The organism is Stenotrophomonas lactitubi, assembly GCF_002803515.1.
In the GTDB taxonomy this organism is placed as follows: domain Bacteria; phylum Pseudomonadota; class Gammaproteobacteria; order Xanthomonadales; family Xanthomonadaceae; genus Stenotrophomonas; species Stenotrophomonas lactitubi.
On sequence record NZ_PHQX01000001.1, the window covers coordinates 1,587,571 to 1,609,323 of the forward strand.

Consider the following 21,753-nt stretch of genomic DNA (forward strand, 5'->3'; position numbering starts at 1 on the left):
CCAAGAACCTGCAATGCGCAACAACCCGATTGCTCTGGGCATCGCCAATGGCATTGCCGCCGGTGCGCTGTGGGGCGTGGTCTTCCTCGCGCCCGCCGTGCTGAACACCTTCAACGCACTGCAGCTCTCCGCTGGCCGCTATCTGGTCTATGGCCTGATCGCGGTGGCCCTGCTGCTGCCGCGCTGGAAGCGCTTGGCGCCGAAGCTCGGCCGCGCCGAATGGATCGGCCTGTTGTGGCTGAGCCTGGCCGGCAACCTGGTGTACTTCCTACTGTTGGCCACGGCGGTGCAGTGGGCCGGTGGCGCCGCTGCTTCGTTGATTGTCGGCCTGATTCCGGTCGTGGTCACCCTGGTGGGCGTGCGCGAGCAGGGCGCGGTGCCGTTGAAGCCGTTGCTGCCGGCGCTGGGCCTGTGCGTGCTCGGGGTGGCGATGGTCGGCTGGGAAGCGCTGATGTCCGAACACCTGGGCACCCCCTGGCGGCAGCGCCTGATCGGCCTGCTGTGTGCGTTCGGTGCGTTGTTCTCGTGGGCGCTGTACTCCATCGGCAACAGCCGCTGGTTGGCACGACGGCCTGATCTTTCCAGCCATGACTGGTCGCTGCTGACCGGCGTCACTACCGGCGGATTGTCACTGCTGCTGGTGCCGATGGCGTTCATCGGACACGCTGGGACTCATACGGCCGCGCAGTGGAGTGGGTTCTGGGCCATCAGCGCGGGCGTTGCGGTGGTCGCTTCGATCCTCGGCAACGCGTTCTGGAACCGCGCCAGTCGCCTGCTGCCGCTGACCCTGACCGGGCAGATGATCGTGTTCGAAACCCTGTTCGCGCTTCTCTATGCCTTCGCCTGGCAGCGACGTTGGCCAAGCCTGCTGGAACTGCTGGCGATCGTGCTGCTGGTCGGCGGCGTGCTGTTGTGCGCGCATGCGCACCGCACGCCCCGCGCGATCACCGAACATGTCGGCTGAATCGACGCATTGAAGCCGACGATCACCGTTTTGTCTCAATTGCAACCAAATGCCGGCACGTTGGCCGATGATCGCCGCAAAGAAATATTGCGCCGCAACACTTGACAGCGGCCATCGTGCCGGTGTTTTCTGTACGCCATGGTCCTTGATGCCGCCAACGCCCGTCTGATCGCCCCCGCTACCGCGGGCCGTTCGACTGCGCCGGTCGCCATCACCACCACCATTACCACCACCACCGTCACCACTGCCCTGGTGCGGCCCGTCGTCTTCGTGTAACTCCCGAAAACAACGGCCCCGCACCATCCAGGTGACGGGGAAACTCGACCACCTGCATGCGACGGGGCCTCCAACCGAGGTCTGCATGTCTTCCATCGCCCCCGCCCATTCGCCTGCTGCGTCCGCTCTGGCTGCGCCGTCCACTGTCGTGCACAAGTTCGGCGGCACTTCGGTGGCCGACGCTGAGCGCTATCGCCATGTTGCCGGTCTGCTGCTGGCCCGCCCCGAGTCGTTGCAGGTCAGCGTGGTCTCGGCCATGAAGGGTGTTACCGACGCGCTGATCGAACTGGCGCACCTGGCAGCCCAGGGCGATGCCGGCTGGCAGGAAGCCTGGCATGCACTGCGCGCACGCCATCGCGGCGCCGCTGTAGCGCTGCTGGGTGAGCAGGTGGGCGACACCGTGGACTGGATCGACGCGCGCTTCGATCAGCTGGCCGAGGTGCTGGCCGCCCTGGCGGTGATCGGTGAACTGCCGCGCGAAGTGCTCGACCGCGTGCAGGGCCTGGGCGAAGTGTTCTCCGCACAGTTGCTTGGCACCCATCTGCGCGCGCTGGGTGAGGACTGCGCGGTGCTGGATGCACGCGATGTGCTGGTGGTCGGCCATGGCGAACTGGGCGTGGATGTCGACTGGGATGCCAGTGCCGGCCGTCTTGCCGCGTGGCGGCTGCAGCACCCGCAGCTGCGCGTGGTGGCTACCGGGTTCGTCGCCCGCGACCGCCAGGATCGCGTCACCACGCTGGGCCGCAACGGCAGCGACTATTCCGGTGCGATCTTCGCCGCGCTGTTCAATGCCGATGAACTGCATATCTGGACCGACGTCGACGGCGTGCTGTCGGCCGACCCGCGGCTGGTGCCGGAGGCTGTGCAGCTGCACGCGCTGAGCTACGACGAGGCCTGCGAGCTGGCCTACTTCGGGGCCAAGGTGGTGCATCCGCAGACCATGTCGCCGGCAATCCGGCTGGGCCTGCCGATCTTCATCCGCAATACGTTCCATCCCGGTCATCCGGGTACCCGCATCAGCGCCGAGCGCTCGCCACGTGGTCCGGTAAAGGGGCTGACGCTGAGCGCGGATCTGGCCCTGCTCAATCTGGAAGGCACCGGTCTGATCGGCGTGCCGGGTACCGCCGAACGCGTGTTCGCCGCACTGCGCCAAGCGCAGGTCTCGGTGGTGATGATCTCGCAGGGGTCCTCCGAACATTCGATCTGCTGCGTTGTCCGTGCTGGCGAAGCGGCGCGTGGTCGCGATGCCGTGGTGCAGGCGTTCTCGCACGAACTGGCTGCCGGCCAGGTACAGCGCGTGCAGGTCAGCGAGGGCGTCAGCGTGCTGGCCGCGGTCGGCGATGGCATGGCGGGCCAGCCTGGCGTGGCTGCGCGGCTGTTCGAATCGCTGGGCCGGGCGCAGGTGAACATCCTGGCGATCGCGCAGGGGTCGTCCGAGCGCAACATCTCGGTGGCGGTGGCAAGCGCCGACGCGACCCGCGCGCTGCGTGCCGCGCATGCGGGGTTCTGGCTGTCGCCGCAGACGTTCGCGGTGGGCGTGATCGGTCCGGGCAATGTCGGCGCCGCGCTGCTGGACCAGTTGCTGGCAGCGCGCCCGCAGCTGCTGGCCAAGGCCAATGTCGACCTGCGCCTGCGCGCGCTTGCGTCACGCTCGCGCATGCGCCTGGAGGCCGATGGGCTGCATGAAGACTGGCGGCAGGCATTGCAGGACGCCGGACAGGCCAGTGACCTGGACCAGTTCACCGAGCACCTGCTGGCCGCACATCTGCCGCATGCGGTGGTGATCGACTGCAGTGGCAGCGCAGAGGTTGCCGAGCGCTATGAAGGTTGGCTGGCCGCAGGCATCCATGTAGTGACCCCGAACAAGCAGGCCGGTGCCGGGCCGCTCGCACGCTACCAGCGCATCCGCGCGGCGGCCGCCGCCAGTGGCGCGCGCTTCCGCTACGAGGCCACGGTGGGTGCCGGCCTGCCGGTGATCACCACGCTGCGTGACCTGGTGGATACCGGCGACGAAGTGCTGGCGATCGAAGGCATTTTCTCCGGCACGCTGGCCTGGTTGTTCAATCGCTTCGACGGCAGCCAGCCGTTCTCGGAACTGGTCGCGCAGGCACGCTCGATGGGCTACACCGAGCCGGATCCGCGCGATGACCTGTCCGGTGTGGACGTCGCGCGCAAGCTGGTGATCCTGGCCCGCGAGGCCGGACACGCACTCAGCCTGGAGCAGGTGCAGGTCGAGAGCCTGGTGCCGGCGTTGCTGCGCGAGGGAAGCGTGGACGACTTCATGGCCCGTCTGGGCGCATCCGATGACGCGCTGCTGGCACGGCTGCACGACGCCCGCGAGCGCGGTGCAGTGCTGCGCTATGTCGCGCGGCTGGGACCGGACGGTGCCTCGGTCGGCCTGCAGGAGCTGCCGGCGGACCACGCGTTCGCCAACCTGCGGTTGACCGACAACGTGGTGCAGTTCCGTACCCGCCGCTACTGCGACAACCCGCTGGTGGTGCAGGGCCCGGGCGCGGGTCCGGAAGTCACCGCTGCCGGTGTGTTCGCCGATCTGCTGCGGGTGGCGGCCGGCGAAGGGGCGCGCCTGTGATCGCACGCGCCTTCGCGCCCGCATCGGTGGCCAACGTGGCCGTGGGCTTCGACATCCTGGGCCACGCCATCGCCGGTATCGGCGATACGGTGAGCGTGCGTCGCATCGACGAACCACGGGTGCGCATCGATGCGATCCGCGGCAGTGCGGTGGAGCTGCCGCTGGAAGCCACCGGCAACACCGCTGGCGCGGCGCTGATATCGCTGCGTGAGGGGCTGGGACTGGGCTTCGGTTTTGCCATCGAGATCGACAAAGGCATTCCCTTCGGCTCCGGCATGGGCGGATCGGCTGCCTCCTGCGTGGCCGCACTGGTGGCGGCCAATGCGTTGTTGGATGTGCCACTGCCGCGTGAGGCGCTGTATCCGTTCGCACTGGATGGCGAAGCCGTGGCCAGCGGTGGCCGCCATGGCGACAACGTCGGCCCACTGCTGCTGGGTGGTGTGGCGCTGTGCACGGCCGATCGCCTGGTGCCGGTTCCGGTACCGGCCAGCTGGCACAGCCTGCTGGTGCATCCACATGCGGTGCTGGAAACCCGGCGTGCGCGGCAGGCGCTGCAGGGCAGCTACGCGCTGAGCGAATTCGTTGCGCAGAGCGCCAACCTGGCGCTGGTATTGAGTGGTTGCCATCGCAGTGATGCATCGCTGGTGCGCGCCGGCCTGCGCGACGTGCTGATCGAGCCGCGGCGGGCGGGCCTGATCGTTGGCTTCGACGCGGCGCGTGACGCCGCACTGGCTGCAGGCGCGATGGGCGCAGGCATTTCCGGCGCCGGGCCCAGCGTATTCGCCTGGTTTGAAGATGCCGACCAGGCGCGCGCGGCAGCGGAACCGGTGCGTGCGGCCTTCGCCGCTGCTGGTTTCGACAGCGATGCCTGGATCTCGCCACTCGATGCACCCGGAGCCCACTTGTGCTGAATTCTCCCTTCCTACCGGATATCGATCCCATGCAATTCGTTTCGACCCGTGGCCAGTCGCCGGCTGTTGGACTCAGTGCGGCCATCGCCGCCGGGCTCGCGCCTGATGCTGGGCTGTACGTTCCGCAGGCGCTGCCGGCGCCGCGCACGCTGCAGGCCGGTGCGACCCTGGCCGACACCGCCGCTGACCTGCTGGCGCCTTTCTTCGACGGGGATGCGCTGGCCGATGCCTTGCCATCGATCTGCCGTGAGGCCTTCGATTTCCCCGTGCCATTGCGTGCGCTGGGCAACAGTGGTGATCACGTGTTGGAGCTGTTCCATGGGCCGACGGCTGCGTTCAAGGACATCGGTGCGCGTTTCCTGGCCGGTGTGCTGTCGCGGCTGCAGACCGGCAAGGACCGCGACCTGACCATCGTGGTGGCTACCTCCGGTGACACCGGCGCGGCCGTGGCGGCGGCCTTCCATCGGCAGCCCGGTGTACGTGTGGTGGTGCTGTATCCCGATGGGCGGGTGTCACCGCGACAGGCCCATCAGCTCGGCTGCTTCGGCGACAACATCCAGGCGTTGCGGGTAGCCGGTTCGTTCGATGATTGCCAGGCGATGGTGAAGCAGGCGCTGGCCGACCGCGACCTGCAGGCGCAGGTGCCGCTCAGCTCAGCCAACAGCATCAGCCTGGGCCGGCTGCTGCCGCAGATGAGCTATTACGCGCACGCGGCGCTGACCCATCATGCGCAGCATCAACGGCGCTTGAACCTGGTGGTGCCGACCGGCAATCTCGGCAACGCGATGGCGGCGGTGCTGGCACGCGCGCTGGGCGTGCCGATCGGGCAGATCGTGCTGGCCACCAATGCCAATGCGGTGCTGCCGCGCTACTTCGGTGGCGACCAGTACCAGCCCGAGGCCAGCATTGCGACCGTGGCCAATGCCATGGATGTCGGCGCCCCCAGCAATTTCGAGCGGCTGCGCTGGCTGTACCAGGGTGACGATGCCGAACTGCGCGCGGCGTTCCGCGCCTTTGCAGTGGATGACGTGACCATCCGCGCGACCATCGCCAGTGTCCATGCCAGTAATGGCGAGCTGTTCTGCCCGCACACGGCCACGGCGATAAAGGTGCTGCAGGATCTGCGCGCGGGCGGCGCCAAGGGCGATTGGGCGGTAGTCGCTACCGCGCACCCGGCCAAGTTCGAGGCGGTGGTGGAGCCGCTGATCGGCGAGACGGTGGCGGTGCCGCCGGCGTTGGAGGCGCTGCTGCAGCGTCCAGCGCATGCCGAGCCACTGGCGGCCGATTACGCGGCGTTGCGCGAGGTGTTGTTGCGTTGACGGAGGCGTCTGCGTGGTTGCCGGCCGCTGGCGGGCAACCCGATACCGATCGGGCACTCAGCCCAGCACTTCACCGGCCAGACTGCGCAGGCCATCCTCGTCGAGGATCTCAACGACGTTCAGATGGGGCAGGGCGATCAGACCCTGCTGGCGCAGCTTGGTGAAGGTGCGGCTGACCGTCTCCATGGTCAGGCCCAGGTGATCGGCGATGTCGCCGCGGCCCATTGGCAGCGAAACGCGCAGGCCATCCCCGCCCAGCTTGGCCTCGCGCGCGGCCAGGCGAAGCAGGAAATCAGCGAGTTTTTCCGCCGGTTGCAGGCGCGCCAGCGCCAGTGCGGCATCCTGCGCAGCATCCAGCTCCTGGCAGGCGCGCTGCAGCAGCTTGCGCTCAAGGTGCGGATAGCGCGCGCGCAGGCCCTTCATCTGCGGCAGGGCGACGCGGCAGACGCGGCTGTCGGCGATGGCTTCGATGTCATAGCGATGGTGGTCGCTGCCGCTCAGGCCCAGGTAATCGCCGGGCAGCACGAAGCCATTGATCTGGCGGCGGCCATCGGCAAGCGTGCGCACCAGCCGCAGCGCGCCACCGGTCAATGTATAGACATGCTGGCGCTCTTCGCCGCTGCGGGCGAGGGTGCTGCCCATCGTCAACTGCTGCGACACGGTCACCTGTTCCAGCGCCTGCACCTCATCGGGCGACAGCGCAGAGCACACCGCCAGGTGGCGTACCGAGCAGTGCAGGCAGTCCAGCGTGGCGCAGGACGGCGCGGCGGGGTCGTTGGTGGCGGGCGGAGCGCCGGAAGGCCGGGACATGTTGCGTGGGCGTATCGCGGGCGGGGGAGGGCTTTATGATACTTCAAGCGGCCGTTGGACCCCGTATTCCACGGTCACGCGATGCGGGGCGCTAGAATGTCGCCCCCTCCCACGTCCCGTTCCCGCAGGAGTTCCGCCCGTGATCAAGCCCCGTACCCCGCCCGGCACCCTTGAACTGCTGCCGCGCGAGCAGATTGCGTTCCAGCGCATGCTGGACGTCATCCGCCGCAACTACGAGCGCTTCGGGTTCCTGCCGGTGGAGACGCCGGTGTTCGAGCTGTCCGATGTGCTGCTGACCAAGTCCGGCGGCGAGACCGAGCGCCAGGTGTATTTCGTGCAGTCCACCGGCGCGCTGGCCAACGCCGCCGAATCCGGCGACCGCTCGCTGCCGGAAATGGCGCTGCGCTTCGACCTGACCGTGCCGCTGGCGCGGTACGTGGCCGAGCACGAACACGAGCTGACCTTCCCGTTCCGTCGTTACCAGATGCAGCGCGTGTACCGCGGCGAGCGTGCGCAGCGCGGCCGCTTCCGCGAGTTCTACCAGTGCGACATCGACGTGATCGGCAAGGACAGCCTGAGCGTGCGCTACGACGCCGAAGTGCTGGCGGTCATCCACGCGGTGTTTGCCGAACTGCGCATCGGTGACTTCAGCATCCAGCTGAACAACCGCAAGCTGCTGCGCGGCTTCTTCGAGAGCCTGGGCGTGGCCGAAGGCGAGCGCCAGCTGGCGGTGCTGCGCGAAGTGGACAAGCTGGACAAGCGGGGCCCCGACTACGTGCGCGAGACGCTGGTGGGCGAGGGCTTCGGTATTCCGGCCGAACAGGTCGAGAAGATTCTTGCCTTTGTCGCCGTGCGTTCGCAGGGTCATGCCGATGCGCTGGCGCAGCTGGCGGCGCTGGAAGCCGGCGCCGGTTCGTCGGAGATCCTGCGTGCCGGCGTGGCCGAGCTGCGCGAAGTGCTGCAGCTGGTGCAGGCACTGGGCGTGCCGGAAAGTGCGTATTGCCTGAACTTCTCCATCGCCCGTGGCCTGGATTACTACACCGGCACGGTGTACGAGACCACGTTGACCGACCACCCGCAGATCGGTTCGATCTGTTCCGGTGGCCGTTATGAAGACCTTGCCAGCCACTACAGCAAGTCCAAGCTGCCGGGCGTTGGCATTTCCATCGGCCTGTCGCGCCTGTTCTGGCAGCTGCGCGAAGCCGGCCTGATCGAGGGCATCGAGGCCAGCAGCGTGCAGGCGCTGGTAGCGCTGATGGACGAGCAGGGCATGCCGCAGTCGCTGGACATTGCCCGTCGCCTGCGCGCTGGTGGCATCAACACCGAAGTGCAGATGGAGCCGAAGAAGATCGGCAAGCAGTTCCAGTACGCGGCCAAGGCGGGTATCCGTTTCGTGGTGCTGGCTGGCGAGGACGAACTGGCGCGCGGCGTGGTGGCAGTGAAGGACCTGCTGCGCGAGCAGCAGTTCGAGATCTCGCGCGACGAACTGGCCAGCACCCTGCAGGTGGAACTGGAGCAGTCGCGGGTCATGGCGTGAAGCCCGCCGCCGCAGGGGCGCTGATGCTGCTCCTGCTGGCAGGCTGCCAGAGCGATCCGGCGCTGCGCAGCACCCGGATCGGCCCGGCGCAGTACCAACTGGTGGTTGATCGCTGCCACGTGATCGACCGCGCGCAGCTTGAGCAGGATCTGCAGGTCCTGGCCGAGCGTGCGTGTGCGGGTCGGGCAGGGGGGCTGCAGAACCTGCAGTCCCATCCGAGCCGGCAGGGCAGCCTGTTCGGCGAATGCCTGCGGCGCGGCGCGCTGCAGGCGGAGGTTCACTGCCAGCCCTGAGTCGGGCCAGGCTCTTTATTTGAAAGCAGAACGCCCACCATTGGTGGGCGTTTCGCGTGCCTATACGAAGAGCAGTCGAGCATGGCTCGACTCTACAAAAGCCGTTCTCGATCACTTTCCCGGCGAGATCCACCAGATCGCGGCCAACTGTCGAAGGCGGGGTGGGGCCGGTTGAGGGGGCGTGAGCCGCATGGATGCGGCGACCGAGCTTACATGGACGTACTTGCAGCGTCCCCCTCAACCGGACCCGCCCCGCAAATCCTCAGGAAACCAGCTTTTGACGTTGCTTCGGCTTCTGCGGGTGCAGGGCGCAGCCCTGCCGTACCCCCAAAGCCCACGATTTGACGCAGCGCGCAAGAATGCGTTAATGTACTAACACGCTATTACATTGATGCAAGAGTCCTGCCCGTGAAAGCCCGCCCCGACATCGCCGCCAAAGACCCGCAAGCCGATCTGGACGCCCTGGCCCAGGCCTTTGCCGCCCTGCGCGAGCCGGAACAGGTGGTCGCGTTCCTGCGTGACCTGTGCACGCCGGCCGAGCTGGAAGCCATGGCCGACCGCTGGAAGTTGGTGCCGCTGCTGCAGCAGGGCGTGCCGTACCGCGAGATCCACGAGCGCACCGGCGTCAGCGTGACCACCACCGGACGGGTGGCACGCACGCTCGAGCATGGCCATCGAGGCTATGCCGCCGCCGTCGACCGCCTTGCTTCGCGCTGATCCGCGCCCCGTTCCGAACTTCGAGACCTCCCCCATGAGTGCAACCCAGGCAGCGCCGGCGCGAGACCGGCTGCGTATCGCCATCCAGAAGAGTGGCCGGCTGGCCGAACCCGCCCGCAACCTGCTCAGCGCCTGTGGCCTGAGCTGGCGCGAGAGCCGCGACAAGCTGTTCTGCTATGGCGAATCGCTGCCGGTGGACCTGTTGCTGGTGCGCGACGACGACATCCCCGGCCTGATTGCCGATGGCGTCTGCGACCTCGGCATCGTCGGCCGCAACGAACTGGACGAGCAGGCCGCTGCGCGTCGCCAGATCGGTCTGCCGGATGCTTACCACGCGCTGCGTGGGCTGGGCTTCGGTCAATGCCGGTTGATGCTGGCGGTGCCGGAAGAGTGGCAATGGCAGGGGCCCGCACAACTGGCCGGTACCCGCATCGCCACCAGCTACCCGGCCATCCTCAAGCAGTGGCTGGTCGCGCAAGGCGTGGATGCGCAGGTGGTGGAGCTGTCCGGCTCGGTGGAGATCGCGCCGCGCCTGGGCACCGCCGACCTGATCTGCGATCTGGTCTCCAGCGGCGCCACCCTGCGTGCCAACCAGCTCACCCCGGTGCACAACCTGCTCGACAGTGAGGCCGTGCTGGCCGGTGCGGTGCGCGTTCCCGATGATGCCCGTGGCGCCCTGCGCAGCATGCTGCTGCGTCGCCTGGACGGTGTGGTGCAGCGGCAGGACCGCAAGCTGCTGATGTTCCGCGCCACAGAGGACCGCGTCGACGCGCTGGCGCAACTGCTGGCCGATGCCGAACCGTTGGTGCGTTTGCCTGCCGATGGCGGTGCGTTGCGCCTGCAGACCATGTGCCCCGGCCCGTTGACCTGGCAGCGCATGGAAGAGCTGGAGCGTGCCGGCGCCCAGGGCCTGATGGTATTGAGCGTGGAGCGGTCACTGGCATGAATCGTCTTATCTGGTCGCAACTTGATGAGGCCGCGCGCAGCGCGGCGCTGACCCGCCCGGTGCAGACCGTGGCGCAGCAGACCCGTGATGCGGTGGCCACGCTGATCGCGCAGGTGCGCACGCAGGGCGATGCCGCGTTGCGCGCGATCACTGCGCGCTTCGATGGCGTGGACCTGCAGGATTTCGAAGTTTCCGACAGCGAGTTCGCTGCCGCCGAAGCCACCGTGCCGGCCGCGCTGCGCCAGGCCATGGTCGAGGCGGCCGAGCGCATCACCCGCTTCCACAAGGCGGGGATGGGCCAGGGCTATGCAGTGGAAACCGCACCGGGTGTGGTCTGCGAGCGCATGCTGCGGCCGATCGGCCGGGTTGGCCTGTATGTGCCGGCCGGCAGTGCGCCGTTGCCGTCCACCGCGCTGATGCTGGGAGTGCCGGCGCACTTGGCCGGTTGCCCGCAGGTAGTGCTGTGCACGCCGCCGCGTGCCGACGGAACGGCCGACCCTGCGGTGCTGGTGGCTGCGCGCCTGACCGGCGTGCAACGCGTGTTCAAGCTGGGCGGTGCGCAGGCGATCGCGGCGATGGCCTATGGCACCGGGAGCATCCCGGCGAGCGACAAACTGTTCGGGCCAGGCAACAGTTTCGTCACCGAGGCCAAACAGCAGGTTGCCCAAGACGGTGCCGCCGCCATCGACATGCCAGCCGGTCCGTCGGAAGTGCTGGTGATTGCCGATGCCGGCTCCAATCCGGCGTTCGTCGCCGCCGATCTGCTGTCGCAGGCCGAGCACGGCCCGGATTCGCAGGTACTGCTGCTGACCGATGACGCGGCGATGCTGGCCGCCGTCGAGGCTGAAGTGGAACGCCAGGTGGCCTTGCTGCCGCGGCAGGACATCGCCCGCCAGGCACTGTCGGCGTCGCAGTTGATCCAGGTGGAATCGCTGGCGGATGCGTTTGCGATCAGCAACCGCTACGCCCCTGAACACCTGATCCTGGCCCTGCGTGAACCGCGCGACTGGCTGGGCCAGGTGCAGGCGGCCGGTTCGGTGTTCCTCGGCGATTACACGCCGGAAGCACTGGGCGACTACTGCAGCGGCACCAACCACGTGCTGCCCACCGCCGGTGCCGCGCGTGCCTACAGCGGTGTCAGCGTGGCCAGTTTCCAGAACCTGATCAGCGTGCAGAGCGCGAGTGCCGCCGGCTTGGCCGCGATCGGTGGCTGCGCGCGCATCATCGCCAGCGCCGAAGGGCTGGACGCGCACGAACGTGCGGTGGCGCTGCGCATGGAGGTGGCCGCATGAGCGCGGACATCGACGGCGTGCTGGCCTTGGTGCGCTCGGATCTGCAGGCCTTCGCCGGCTACAGTTCGGCGCGCAGCAGCGCTGTGCAGGGTGAGGTGTGGTTGAACGCGAATGAATCGGCGTGGGCCAATCCGGCCGATGCCACCGGCGGCAGCCGCCGCTACCCGGAGCCGCAACCGGCTGCGCTGCGTGAAGCGCTGGCATCGCTGTACGGCGTGCAGCCGCAACAACTGCTGGTAGGCCGCGGCAGCGACGAGGCGATCGATCTGCTGGTGCGCGCCCTGTGCGTGCCCGGCCGCGATGGCGTGCTGGTGACGCCGCCGGTGTTCGGCATGTACGCGGTCTGCGCACGCCTGCAGGGTGCGCCGTTGATTGAGGTCCCGCTGATCGATGATGAAGAGGGCCTGCGCACGGACCTGGATGCGGTGATTGCCGCTGCGAAGGGGCAGGGCGCCACGCTCGTTTTCCTGTGCGCGCCGTCCAATCCTGCCGGCAGCGATATCCCGCTGGCGGAGATCGAGCGCGTGGCCATCGCCCTGCGTGGGCAGGCGCTGGTGGTGGTGGATGAGGCCTATGTCGAGTACGCGCAGCGCGCATCGGCGGCCACGCTGCTGGCCACGCACGCCAACCTGGCGGTGCTGCGCACATTGTCGAAGGCGCACGCGTTGGCCGCCGCACGTATCGGCACCCTGATCGCCGCGCCTGAACTGATCGCGGTGCTGCGCCGCTGCCAGGCGCCGTACCCGGTGCCGACGCCGTGCGCCGAGCTGGCCGTGCAGGCACTGCAGCCGGCCGCGCTGGCACGCACCGCCGAACGCGTGGCCACGGTCATCGCTGAGCGCGAGCGCCTGGGCACCGCGCTGGTTGGCCTGCCGGGCGTCCTTCGGGTGTACGCATCGGCCGGCAACTACCTGCTGGTCCGCTTCGCCGATGCGCAGGCTGCGTTCGACGCGCTGCTCGCCGCTGGCGTGGTGGTGCGCGACCAGCGCGCTGCGCCGCAGCTGGGCGATGCGCTGCGCATCAGCATCGGCAGCCCCGAGGAGAACGACCGCGTGCTTGCGGCCCTGTCGGCACGGAGGGCTGCGGCATGACGCCCATCCTGTTCATCGACCGCGACGGTACCCTCATCGAGGAACCGGCGGATTTCCAGATCGATGCCTACGAGAAGCTGCGCTTTGTGCCGCAGGTGATCCCGGCGCTGCTGAAGCTGCGCGATGCCGGCTACCAGTTCGTGATCGTCACCAACCAGGACGGCCTGGGCAGCGAAGGCTATCCGCGCGCCAGCTTCGATGGCCCGAACGACCTGATGCTGCAGATCTTCGAAAGCCAGGGCATCGTTTTCCGTGATGTGCTGGTCGACTGCAGCTGGCCGCAAGACAACGCGCCGACGCGCAAGCCGGGCATCGGCCTGATGACCGCCTACCTCCAGGACCGCAGCATCGACTGGGCGCGCTCGGGCATGGTCGGCGACCGCATCACCGACCTGCAGTTCGCCGACAACCTCAACATCCGTGGCTTCCAACTGCGCACCGAACAGTTTGGTGGTGAGTGGGACTGGCCGGGCATTGCCCACGCACTTGCCGATGCGCCGCGTACGGCGGTGGTCCAGCGCAATACCAAGGAAACGAAGATCCGTGTCGAACTGGATCTGGATAGTGCCGGCGACGCGCATATCCACACCGGCCTGCCTTTCTTCGACCACATGCTGGAACAGATCGGCAAGCACGGTGGCTTCGCCCTGGACATCCGCGCCGAGGGCGATCTGCACATCGACGAACACCACACCATCGAAGACACCGGCCTTGCGCTGGGACAGGCCCTGCGCGAAGCACTGGGCGACAAGCGCGGCATCGGCCGTTACGGCTTCACCCTGCCGATGGATGAAACCCTGGCCAGCGCTGCGCTGGATTTCAGTGGCCGCCCGTATTTCGTGTTCGACGGCGAGTTCAAGCGCGAGCGTGTGGGCGATATGCCGACCGAACTGGTCCCGCACTTCTTCCGATCGCTGTGCGATGCCAGCGGCCTGAATCTCAACCTGCAGGTGCGCGGCGACAACGACCACCACAAGGTCGAAGCCTGCTTCAAGGCATTGGCGCGTGCGTTGCGGCCTGCGCTTGCGCGGCAGGGCACCGCATTGCCGACCACCAAGGGGGCGCTGTGAGCGAGGTCGTGCTGATCGATGCCGGCGGCGCCAACCTGGGCTCGGTGCGCTACGCACTGGAGCGGCTCGGCGCCACGGTGCGCTTGGTCCGCGACCCCGCTGGCCTGGCCGGTGCGCGACGGGTAATCCTGCCCGGCGTGGGTGCGGCCGGCCCCGGCATGCAGCGTCTGCATGCGCAGGGCCTGGTCGAGCCGCTGCGCCAGCTGCAGGTGCCGCTGATGGGTATCTGCCTGGGCATGCAGCTGTTGTTCGATCGCTCCGAAGAGGCCGGCGTGGATACGCTGGGATTGATCCCCGGCGTGGTGCGCAAGCTGGTGCCGGCCTGTGGCATCCGTGTGCCGCACATGGGCTGGAACCGGCTGCTGCCGTTGCGCCCGTCGTTGCTGCTGCAGGGGGTTCCCGAGCGCGCCAGTGCGTACTTCGTGCACAGCTACGCCGCGCCGCTGAACAGCCATACCGTGGCCGCCTGCGACCACGGTGGCCTGTTCACTGCGGTGGTCGAGCAGGGCCGCTACTTCGGTGCCCAGTTCCATCCAGAGCGGTCCGGCGATACTGGTTCGCTGATGCTGCGCAATTTCCTTGAGGGCACCGCTGCATGAGTTTCATCGTCTATCCCGCGCTGGATATCCGTGATGGCCGCGTGGTGCGGCTGCGCCAGGGTGACTACGCGCAGGAAACCCACTATGGCGACGATCCGTTGCCGCGTGCGCAGGCGTTCGCCGCGCAGGGCGCGCAGTGGATGCATCTGGTCGACCTGGATGCCGCACGTGCCGGTGGCTATACGCTGGCGCCGCTGTTGGCCGCAATCCGTGCGCAGACGCCGCTGCAGGTACAGACCGGTGGCGGTGTGCGTGGCCGCGACGACGTGGCGCGCATCCTCGATGCCGGCGCCAGTCGCGTGGTGATCGGGTCATTGGCGGTGCGCGAGCCCGAACAGGTGATCGGCTGGCTGGCCGAATTCGGCCCGGAGCGGCTGACCATCGCCCTCGATGCGCGCCAGGACGCGCAGGGGCAGTGGCAGTTGCCGGTGCACGGCTGGACCGAAAACGCGGGGGTGACCCTGGATGCGCTGGCCGAACGCTACGCGCAGGCGGGCATGCGCCATCTGCTGTGCACCGACATTGCCCGCGACGGCATGCTGGCCGGCCCGAACATCAGCTTGTACCAGCACCTGGCGGCGTTGCTGCCAGGCGTGGCGGTACAGGCGTCGGGCGGTATCCGCGATGTGGCCGATGTGGCTGCGGCGCAGGCCGCCGGTTGCGGCGGTGCGATTCTAGGCAAAGCGCTGCTGGAACAGCGGATGGACCTGGCGGAGGCGCTGGCATGCTGAGCCGCCGCATCATTCCCTGCCTGGACGTACGCGATGGCCGCGTGGTCAAGGGCGTGCGCTTCCGCGATCACGTCGACATGGGGGACATCGCCGAACTGGCCCAGCGCTATCGCGACCAGGGCGCCGACGAGCTGGTGTTCTATGACATCGGCGCCAGCCCGGAGGCACGGTCGGTGGACGTGGCCTGGATCGAGCGCATCGCGCGCCTGATCGATATCCCGTTCTGCGTGGCCGGTGGCATCGACAGCGTGGAGACAGCGCGTCGCGTGCTGTTCGCTGGTGCGGACAAGATCTCGATCAACTCACCCGCGCTGGGCCGCCCGGAACTGATCAGCGAACTGGCTGAAGAATTCGGCGTGCAGTGCGTGGTGGTGGGTGTCGACTCGGTGCGCGAGGAAGACGGCCAGTGGCGCGTGCGCCGATTCAGTGGCGACCCGGACAAGACCCAGGCGGTGCCGTTGCGCACGCTGGACTGGATCGTCGAGGCGCAGCGCCGGGGTGCCGGCGAGATCGTGCTGAACTGCATGGACAGCGATGGCGTGCGCCGCGGCTACGACGTGGAGCAGCTGCGGCAGGCACGTGCGCTGTGCCAGGTGCCACTCATCGCGTCGGGTGGTGCGGGTGCGATGGAGCACTTTGCCCAGGCCTTTGACCAGGCCGACGTTGACGGTGCGCTGGCGGCCAGCGTGTTCCACAGTGGCGCCATCGCCATTGCCGACTTGAAGCGCTACCTGCGCGAGCAGCAGATCGAGGTACGAGATGTCTATTGATGTGCGGCCGTCGCCGCAGGCGCTGGAAACGCTGGACTGGGACAAAGGTGATGGACTGTTGCCAGCCGTGGTGCAGGACATCGACACCCTGCAGGTGCTGATGCTGGGCTACGTCAGCGCCGAGTCGCTGGCAGCGACGCTGGCGATCGGCCACATGACCTTCTTCAGCCGCAGCAAGCAGCGCCTTTGGACCAAGGGCGAGCAGTCCGGCAATGTGCTGGTGGTGCAGGCGATCAGCGTCGATTGCGATGCCGATACGCTGCTGGTGCTGGCGCGCCCAGCAGGCCCCACCTGCCATACCGGGGCGGAAAGCTGCTTCGATGGCGCGCCGAAGGACTTCCTCGGTGGCCTGGACCAGCTGGTCGCCGTGCGTGAGGCGCTGCGTCCGTCCGGCAGCTACACCACGTCCCTGTTCGAAGGCGGCATCCGTCGCATCGCGCAGAAGGTGGGCGAAGAAGGCGTGGAGACGGCGTTGGCCGGAGTGGCACAGGACGATGAGGCATTGCTGGGCGAGGCCTCGGACCTGCTGTACCACCTGCTGGTGCTGCTGCGCGCGCGTGGGCTGTCGCTGGAAGATGCCCGCGACGTGCTGGAAAAGCGCCATCGTTGAACAAGGTGTGCGGACCAACGGTCCGCACCTACAATATGGCGTCTTCTTTTTCCCGGACCGCCCCCATGAAACTGCCTGCCGTCTGGCTGTGCTGCCTGTTGCTGACCTCGCCGGCCTGGGCCGCAGACACCGTGGTCAGCGGCAAGGTCTATCTGGAGCGTGACGGCAAGCCGGGCCGCGGTGCGACCGATCCGGGCCTGGCCGGCGTGCAGGTGTCCAATGGCGAAACCATCGTCAAGACCGCTGCCGACGGCAGCTACAGCCTGCCGGTGCGTGACGGCCAGACGGTCTTCGTCATCAAGCCCGATGCCTATTCCTTCCCGAAGGCCGCCGACGGCCTGCCGTCGTTCTGGCGGCACTACCGGCCGAACGGTTCGCCGGCGCTGAAGTACGGCGGCATCGCGGCCACCAGTGACGTCGCCCGCAACTGGGATTTCGCCCTGCAGAACGACCGGCATGACAGCCGTCGTGGCTTCCAGATGCTGGTGTTCACCGATTCGCAGACCGCCAGCCTGCAGGACATCGGCTACTACCAGCAGTCGATCGTGGCGCCGCTGGTGGGGCAGACCAAGGCGCGTCTGGGTACCACGCTGGGTGACATCGTCAACGACGATCTGACCCTGTACCCGGCGATCAACAAGGTCACCACCGAACTCGGCGTGCCGTGGTTCCACGTGCCCGGCAACCACGACCTGGATTTCGATGCGGCCAATGACGCGCATTCGCTGGACAGCTGGCGCAACATCTACGGCCCCGATACCTATGCGGTGGAAGAGGGCGGCGCCAGCTTCGTGTTCCTCGACGATGTGGTGTACGACCCCACTGCCAAGCCGAAGTATGTCGGCGGCCTGCGCGAGGATCAGTTCGCCTTCTTGGCTGCGTATCTGAAGGGCCTGCACAAGGACCGCCTGCTGGTGCTGGGCATGCACATCCCGCTGTTCGATGCGGCGCCGGGGCGCGAGACCTTCCGCCATGCCGACCGCCAGCGCCTGTTCGACCTGCTGAAGGACTTCCGCAACGTGCTGGTGCTCAGCGGCCACAGCCACACCCAGCAGCACGTCTACCACGGCAAGGCTGACGGCTGGCAGGGTGCCAGGCCGCTGCATGAGTACAACGTCGGTGCCAACTGCGGTGCGTTCTGGTCGGGCGTGAGAAATGCCGCCGGCGTACCGGACAGCACCATGAGCGATGGCACGCCGAAGGGCTATGCGCTGCTGGACGTGGCCGGCAACGGCAGCTACCGACTGCAGTACCGGGTGGCCGGTGCGGCAGCCAGCGAGCAGATCGGCCTGCATGCGCCAAAGGTGCTACGCAAGGGCGCGTACCCGGCGTGGGGCATCTACGCCAACGTGTACATGGGCGAGGATGCCAGCGTGGTCGAGTATCGCGTCGATGGCGGCGCCTGGCAGCCGATGAAGCAGGTCAGCCAGCCTGATCCGCGGCTGATGGTGGAGAACGTCGCCGACGATCTGGCCTCGACGTTGCGCGGCTACGACCGTTCGCCGGAAGCCACCGCTTCGCCGCACCTGTGGCGTGGTGCGTTGCCGACCGATCTGGCCGTGGGCAGCCACAAGGTCGAGGTGCGTTCCACCCAGCCGGATGGTGCGGTGTTCACCGCCAGCACCAGCTACAACCTGCAGACCGCGCAACCCTGAGCGCGGGCCGGGCTTCCGTCACGCACCTCCATCACGAAAGGACGCAGCATGGACATCCGCTTCATGGCCGGCACCACGCCGGTCACCCTCAGCCGCCACTGGTTCACCGGCGCGATGATGCTGCAGAGCGCCAGCGAGAAGGTCTGGGTGCAGCACCCGCTGCATCCGGGCACGCACTTCTCGTTCTCGCTGGTACAGTCGTGGCAGCGCCATATCGCCGGCCATGAAGTGCTGGTGGAGCGGACCCGGCCGCTGCTGTTCGCCGGGTTCCGTCCGCAGCGCCTACGGGTGCTGGTGGATGGCGTGCAGGTGGCCGAGCAGGAAGGCATGTGACCCTGGGTGCCGCTGTCGCCGCGCTAGGCAAAGGCCGGCCGATGCCTGAGAATCGGGACGATTCAATCGATCCAAGCAGGCCAGCGTGAACGTTGCAGCAGTGTCCCCGGTTCCATCCGAACCCGCCCGCAGCGGCGTTCCACGCAGCCTGGTCGTCGCCGATGTCGGCGGTACCTTCGCCCGTCTGGCGCTGGCCGAGACCGTGCCGGGGCAGGCGCCGCGGCTGGGCAGCTACCGCACCTACGCCTGTGCCGACCACCCCAGCCTGGCGGCGATCCTCGCCGATTTCACCGCCAGCCTCGGCCAGCCGATGGCCAGCGCGGTGGTCGCCATCGCCGGCCTGCTCGACGGCGACACCCTGATCAACGCCAATCTGCCGTGGACGGTATCGCTGTCGGCAACGCGCCGCGATTCGGGCCTGCCCGACCTGCAGCTGATCAATGATTTCGAAGCGGTGGCGCTGGCCATTCCGTACCTGCAGGCCGATACGCTGGTGCCGCTGAACGGCGACGCCGATCCGGCCAAGACCTTCCCGGCGCTGGTGCTCGGGCCGGGCACCGGCCTGGGTGCGGCACTGCGCTTCGCCGATGGCGAGCGCCCGGTGCTGGCCAGCGAGATCGGCCACGCTGCGTTGGGCGCCGGCAACGCGCTGGAACTGCACGTGCTGGGCCAGTTGCTGCAGCGCTGGCCGCACGTGGACAACGAACGCGTGCTGTCCGGCAGCGGCCTGATGAACCTGTACCCCTGCCTGTGCGAACTGCGCGGCGTGGCGCCGCAATGGACCAGCACCGAAGCGCTGATCGCGGCCGCGCGGCAAGGCGACGATGCGCTGGCGGTGGAAACCCTGCAGGTGTTCTGCGCCTGGCTGGGCAGCCTGGCCGGTGACGCCGCGATCGCCGTCGGCGCGCGCTCGGTGTACCTGGCCGGTGGCATTTCCACCCATGTGCAGGACTTCCTGGCCGACGGCCGTTTCCGTGAGCGCTTCCTCAACAAAGGTGTGCTGACCGACGTGCTGCGCCAGGTGCCGGTGTGGCGGGTGGAACATGGCCAGCTGGGCGTGCTTGGTGCAGCGGCCTGGCACGCAGCGCGGACGCCCGCGCACGATTGATCGGCGCCGCCGGCATCGGGCCGGCGGGCGCAGCATGCAGACGGAGGCGAAGATGGTGGATCGCAGGCAGTTCCTGCAGGCCGGTGCACTGGCCGCAGGTGTGGCAGCGTTGCCGGTGGTGAAGGCGCGCACGCAGGGCGGGGCCAAGGTGGTATCGACCTGGGACTTCGGCGTGCCGGCCAACCAGGCCGCGTGGAAGGTGCTGGCGCAGGGCGGCAGTGCGCTGGATGCGGTGGAAGCCGGTGCACGCTGGGCCGAAAGCGAGCTGTGCAACCCCACCGTCGGCCATTGCGGCAACCCGGACCGCGACGGCGTGCTGAGCCTGGACGCCAGCATCATGGATGGTGACGGCCGCTGTGGCGCGGTCGCTGCTCTGGTCGACATCCTGCATCCGGTGTCGGTGGCCCGCAAAGTGATGGAGAACAGCCCACACGTGCTGCTGGTGGGCGAGGGCGCCCAGCAGTTCGCCGTGCAGCAGGGCTTCGAGCGCCAGCACCTGCTGACCCCGAAGGCCGAAGCGGCGTGGCGCGAATGGCTGAAGACCGAGAAGTACGCGCCGCAGATCAATGCCGAGCGCCGCGGTCTACCCGGCAACACCGACAACCACGACACCATCGGCATGCTGGCACTGGACGCCAAGGGCAATCTGGCCGGTGCCTGCACCACCAGCGGCATGGCCTGGAAACTGCACGGCCGGGTGGGCGACAGCCCGATCATCGGCGCCGGCCTGTACGTGGACAACGAAGTGGGTGCCGCCACCGCCTCGGGTGTGGGCGAAGAGATGATCCGCAACGCGGCCTCGTTCCTGGTGGTCGAGCTGATGCGCCAGGGGCGCTCGCCGGCACAGGCGTGCCGCGAGGCGATCGACCGCGTGGTGCGCAAGCGCCCCGAGGTGAGCAGGACCCTGCAGGTCTGCTTCCTGGCAATGAACAAGCAGGGCGAGGTCGGTGCCTATGCGCTGCATCGCGGCTTCGTCTACGCGGTGTGCGATGCACAACGCCAGGATGACCTGCGCGACTCGCCGTCGATCTATGCGAGCACGCAGGCGTGAACGTGCGCCGCACGCTGGAGATCGCCAGCAATTCGGTGGCTTCGGCGTTGGCCGCGCAGGCCGGTGGCGCAGACCGCATCGAACTGTTCGACAATCTCGCTGAGGGCGGCACTACGCCGTCGTTTGCCAGCATCGCCATCGCCCGCGAGCGGCTGCAGATTCCGTTGTTCGTGCTGGTGCGACCACGCCCGGGTGATTTCCACTACGACGTGCTGGAAACCGAGCTGATGCTGCGTGATATCGCGCAGTGCCGCGCGCTGGGTTGCGACGGCGTGGTGATCGGTGCGCTGGATGTGCAGGGCGACATCGACCTGCCGCTGTGCCGGGAACTGGTGCAGGCGGCTGGTCCGCTACAGGTGACCTTCCACCGTGCGTTCGATGCCGCGCGCGATCTGCCGGCGGCGCTGGAACAGGTGATCGGGCTGGGCTGCCAGCGGGTACTGACCTCCGGCGGTCAGGCCAGCGCCGAAACCGGTGCCGAGGTACTGGCCGCGCTGGTCGCACAGGCGGCCGGCCGGATCAGCGTCATGGCCGGCGCCGGGCTTGGCCCGGGCAACATCGCCGCCGTGGCGCGGCAGACCGGCTGTACCGAACTGCACGCCTCGGCCAAGGGGCAGCGACGCTCGGCCATGCAGTTCCAGAACCCGGCCCTGCGCGGCCTGGACCCGGACTGGAGCCAGACCGACGCGGCGACAGTGACCGCACTGCGGAAGGCGCTGGACGCCTGAGAGCTGCCGGGGTTGGATCCCTTCGCAGAAGGGCTCCGACCCCGACCAAGCGCTATCGGGTCAGCACCCCTCTACGAGAGGATCCGACCCGGGTACCCCATTCGCCACGGACAAAACCGTTCTGCGCGCGAGTGTCGTGATCGTGTCATCGACATCTGCGCCGCTTCCGTAGCGATGTTTCGCAACTTATTGATTCACTTGGATACCTATAGGCGATAGCGACACGCAGCGGTCGGATGCTGCGTCGCCGCATGCCGGGCGTGGTTCAGCTGTGCTTTAGTTTGGATCGATCCACAGGGGAGGGTGATCGAATCGAGAAGGATCGATTCAACGCCCGGGATCGCCATCCGAC

At 68.0% G+C, this 21,753-nt stretch carries 22 protein-coding genes; 21 read left to right on the forward strand and 1 reads right to left on the reverse strand.

What is annotated here, in order from left to right:
• The first annotated feature begins 13 nt into the window (after positions 1-13).
• The 5 genes from CR156_RS07660 (at position 14) to thrC (ending at position 6,060) form a co-directional block, all read left to right on the forward strand.
• The gene (locus tag CR156_RS07660) at positions 14-964 is read left to right on the forward strand and encodes a DMT family transporter (protein ID WP_100552395.1); all 951 of its coding nucleotides are present in this window, start codon (positions 14-16) and stop codon (positions 962-964) included.
• Positions 965-1,102: 138 nt separating this feature from the next.
• Positions 1,103-1,240, forward strand: coding sequence for a hypothetical protein (locus tag CR156_RS22930; protein ID WP_164745120.1), 138 nt, complete (start codon positions 1,103-1,105; stop codon positions 1,238-1,240).
• Between the two features lie 85 nt (positions 1,241-1,325).
• A complete protein-coding gene (gene thrA, locus CR156_RS07665) occupies positions 1,326-3,830 on the forward strand; it encodes a bifunctional aspartate kinase/homoserine dehydrogenase I (RefSeq protein ID WP_100552396.1) in 2,505 nt (834 codons plus the stop codon).
• The gene (locus tag CR156_RS07670; protein WP_100552397.1) at positions 3,827-4,741 is read left to right on the forward strand and encodes a homoserine kinase; all 915 of its coding nucleotides are present in this window, start codon (positions 3,827-3,829) and stop codon (positions 4,739-4,741) included. Before thrA ends, CR156_RS07670 begins: the two co-directional genes overlap by 4 nt.
• A gap of 29 nt (positions 4,742-4,770) precedes the next feature.
• The gene (gene thrC, locus CR156_RS07675; protein ID WP_100552398.1) at positions 4,771-6,060 is read left to right on the forward strand and encodes a threonine synthase; all 1,290 of its coding nucleotides are present in this window, start codon (positions 4,771-4,773) and stop codon (positions 6,058-6,060) included.
• A gap of 57 nt (positions 6,061-6,117) precedes the next feature.
• On the opposite strand, the gene CR156_RS07680 is transcribed toward thrC, so the two are convergent.
• Complete coding sequence (locus CR156_RS07680; RefSeq protein WP_100552399.1) at positions 6,118-6,870, reverse strand: Crp/Fnr family transcriptional regulator; 753 nt, start codon at positions 6,868-6,870, stop codon at positions 6,118-6,120.
• A 139-nt stretch (positions 6,871-7,009) separates the two neighbouring features.
• Between CR156_RS07680 and hisS the strand changes: the two genes are divergently transcribed.
• From hisS to CR156_RS07760, 16 genes are all read left to right on the forward strand, one after another.
• Positions 7,010-8,407, forward strand: a complete 1,398-nt coding sequence (gene hisS / locus CR156_RS07685) for a histidine--tRNA ligase (RefSeq protein WP_100552400.1) — start codon at positions 7,010-7,012, stop codon at positions 8,405-8,407.
• Positions 8,404-8,700, forward strand: a complete 297-nt coding sequence (locus tag CR156_RS07690; RefSeq protein WP_243381748.1) for a hypothetical protein — start codon at positions 8,404-8,406, stop codon at positions 8,698-8,700. The genes hisS and CR156_RS07690 overlap by 4 nt, the downstream gene beginning before the upstream one ends.
• Positions 8,701-9,108: 408 nt before the next feature.
• Positions 9,109-9,417, forward strand: a complete 309-nt coding sequence (locus CR156_RS07695; RefSeq protein WP_100552401.1) for a YerC/YecD family TrpR-related protein — start codon at positions 9,109-9,111, stop codon at positions 9,415-9,417.
• Between the two features lie 34 nt (positions 9,418-9,451).
• The gene (gene hisG, locus CR156_RS07700) at positions 9,452-10,363 is read left to right on the forward strand and encodes an ATP phosphoribosyltransferase (RefSeq protein WP_100554107.1); all 912 of its coding nucleotides are present in this window, start codon (positions 9,452-9,454) and stop codon (positions 10,361-10,363) included.
• A complete protein-coding gene (gene hisD / locus CR156_RS07705) occupies positions 10,360-11,655 on the forward strand; it encodes a histidinol dehydrogenase (RefSeq protein ID WP_100552402.1) in 1,296 nt (431 codons plus the stop codon). The genes hisG and hisD overlap by 4 nt, the downstream gene beginning before the upstream one ends.
• Positions 11,652-12,746 (forward strand): histidinol-phosphate transaminase, encoded by a 1,095-nt coding sequence (gene hisC, locus CR156_RS07710; RefSeq protein WP_100552403.1) that lies wholly within the window; start codon positions 11,652-11,654, stop codon positions 12,744-12,746. Before hisD ends, hisC begins: the two co-directional genes overlap by 4 nt.
• Positions 12,743-13,816 (forward strand): bifunctional histidinol-phosphatase/imidazoleglycerol-phosphate dehydratase HisB, encoded by a 1,074-nt coding sequence (hisB, locus tag CR156_RS07715; protein ID WP_100552404.1) that lies wholly within the window; start codon positions 12,743-12,745, stop codon positions 13,814-13,816. Before hisC ends, hisB begins: the two co-directional genes overlap by 4 nt.
• Complete coding sequence (gene hisH, locus CR156_RS07720; protein WP_089240831.1) at positions 13,813-14,415, forward strand: imidazole glycerol phosphate synthase subunit HisH; 603 nt, start codon at positions 13,813-13,815, stop codon at positions 14,413-14,415. The genes hisB and hisH overlap by 4 nt, the downstream gene beginning before the upstream one ends.
• Positions 14,412-15,146, forward strand: coding sequence for a 1-(5-phosphoribosyl)-5-[(5-phosphoribosylamino)methylideneamino]imidazole-4-carboxamide isomerase (gene hisA, locus CR156_RS07725; protein ID WP_100552405.1), 735 nt, complete (start codon positions 14,412-14,414; stop codon positions 15,144-15,146). Before hisH ends, hisA begins: the two co-directional genes overlap by 4 nt.
• On the forward strand, positions 15,140-15,916 hold the full coding sequence (gene hisF / locus CR156_RS07730) for an imidazole glycerol phosphate synthase subunit HisF (protein WP_089240835.1): 777 nt from the start codon (positions 15,140-15,142) through the stop codon (positions 15,914-15,916). The genes hisA and hisF overlap by 7 nt, the downstream gene beginning before the upstream one ends.
• Positions 15,906-16,526 (forward strand): bifunctional phosphoribosyl-AMP cyclohydrolase/phosphoribosyl-ATP diphosphatase HisIE, encoded by a 621-nt coding sequence (gene hisIE, locus CR156_RS07735; RefSeq protein ID WP_100552406.1) that lies wholly within the window; start codon positions 15,906-15,908, stop codon positions 16,524-16,526. Before hisF ends, hisIE begins: the two co-directional genes overlap by 11 nt.
• A 65-nt stretch (positions 16,527-16,591) precedes the next feature.
• Positions 16,592-18,181: a calcineurin-like phosphoesterase C-terminal domain-containing protein gene (locus CR156_RS07740; protein ID WP_100552407.1), complete on the forward strand. Its 1,590-nt coding sequence runs from the start codon at positions 16,592-16,594 to the stop codon at positions 18,179-18,181.
• Between the two features lie 48 nt (positions 18,182-18,229).
• Positions 18,230-18,514 carry a hypothetical protein gene (locus tag CR156_RS07745; RefSeq protein ID WP_025874818.1) on the forward strand — a complete coding sequence of 95 codons (285 nt, stop codon included), beginning with the start codon at positions 18,230-18,232 and terminating at the stop codon, positions 18,512-18,514.
• Between the two features lie 85 nt (positions 18,515-18,599).
• On the forward strand, positions 18,600-19,622 hold the full coding sequence (locus CR156_RS07750) for a glucokinase (RefSeq protein ID WP_100552408.1): 1,023 nt from the start codon (positions 18,600-18,602) through the stop codon (positions 19,620-19,622).
• Between the two features lie 52 nt (positions 19,623-19,674).
• The gene (locus tag CR156_RS07755; RefSeq protein ID WP_100554108.1) at positions 19,675-20,673 is read left to right on the forward strand and encodes a N(4)-(beta-N-acetylglucosaminyl)-L-asparaginase; all 999 of its coding nucleotides are present in this window, start codon (positions 19,675-19,677) and stop codon (positions 20,671-20,673) included.
• Entirely contained in the window at positions 20,670-21,401 is a 732-nt protein-coding gene (locus CR156_RS07760) for a copper homeostasis protein CutC (protein ID WP_100552409.1), read from the forward strand. The genes CR156_RS07755 and CR156_RS07760 overlap by 4 nt, the downstream gene beginning before the upstream one ends.
• Positions 21,402-21,753: the final 352 nt, after the last annotated feature.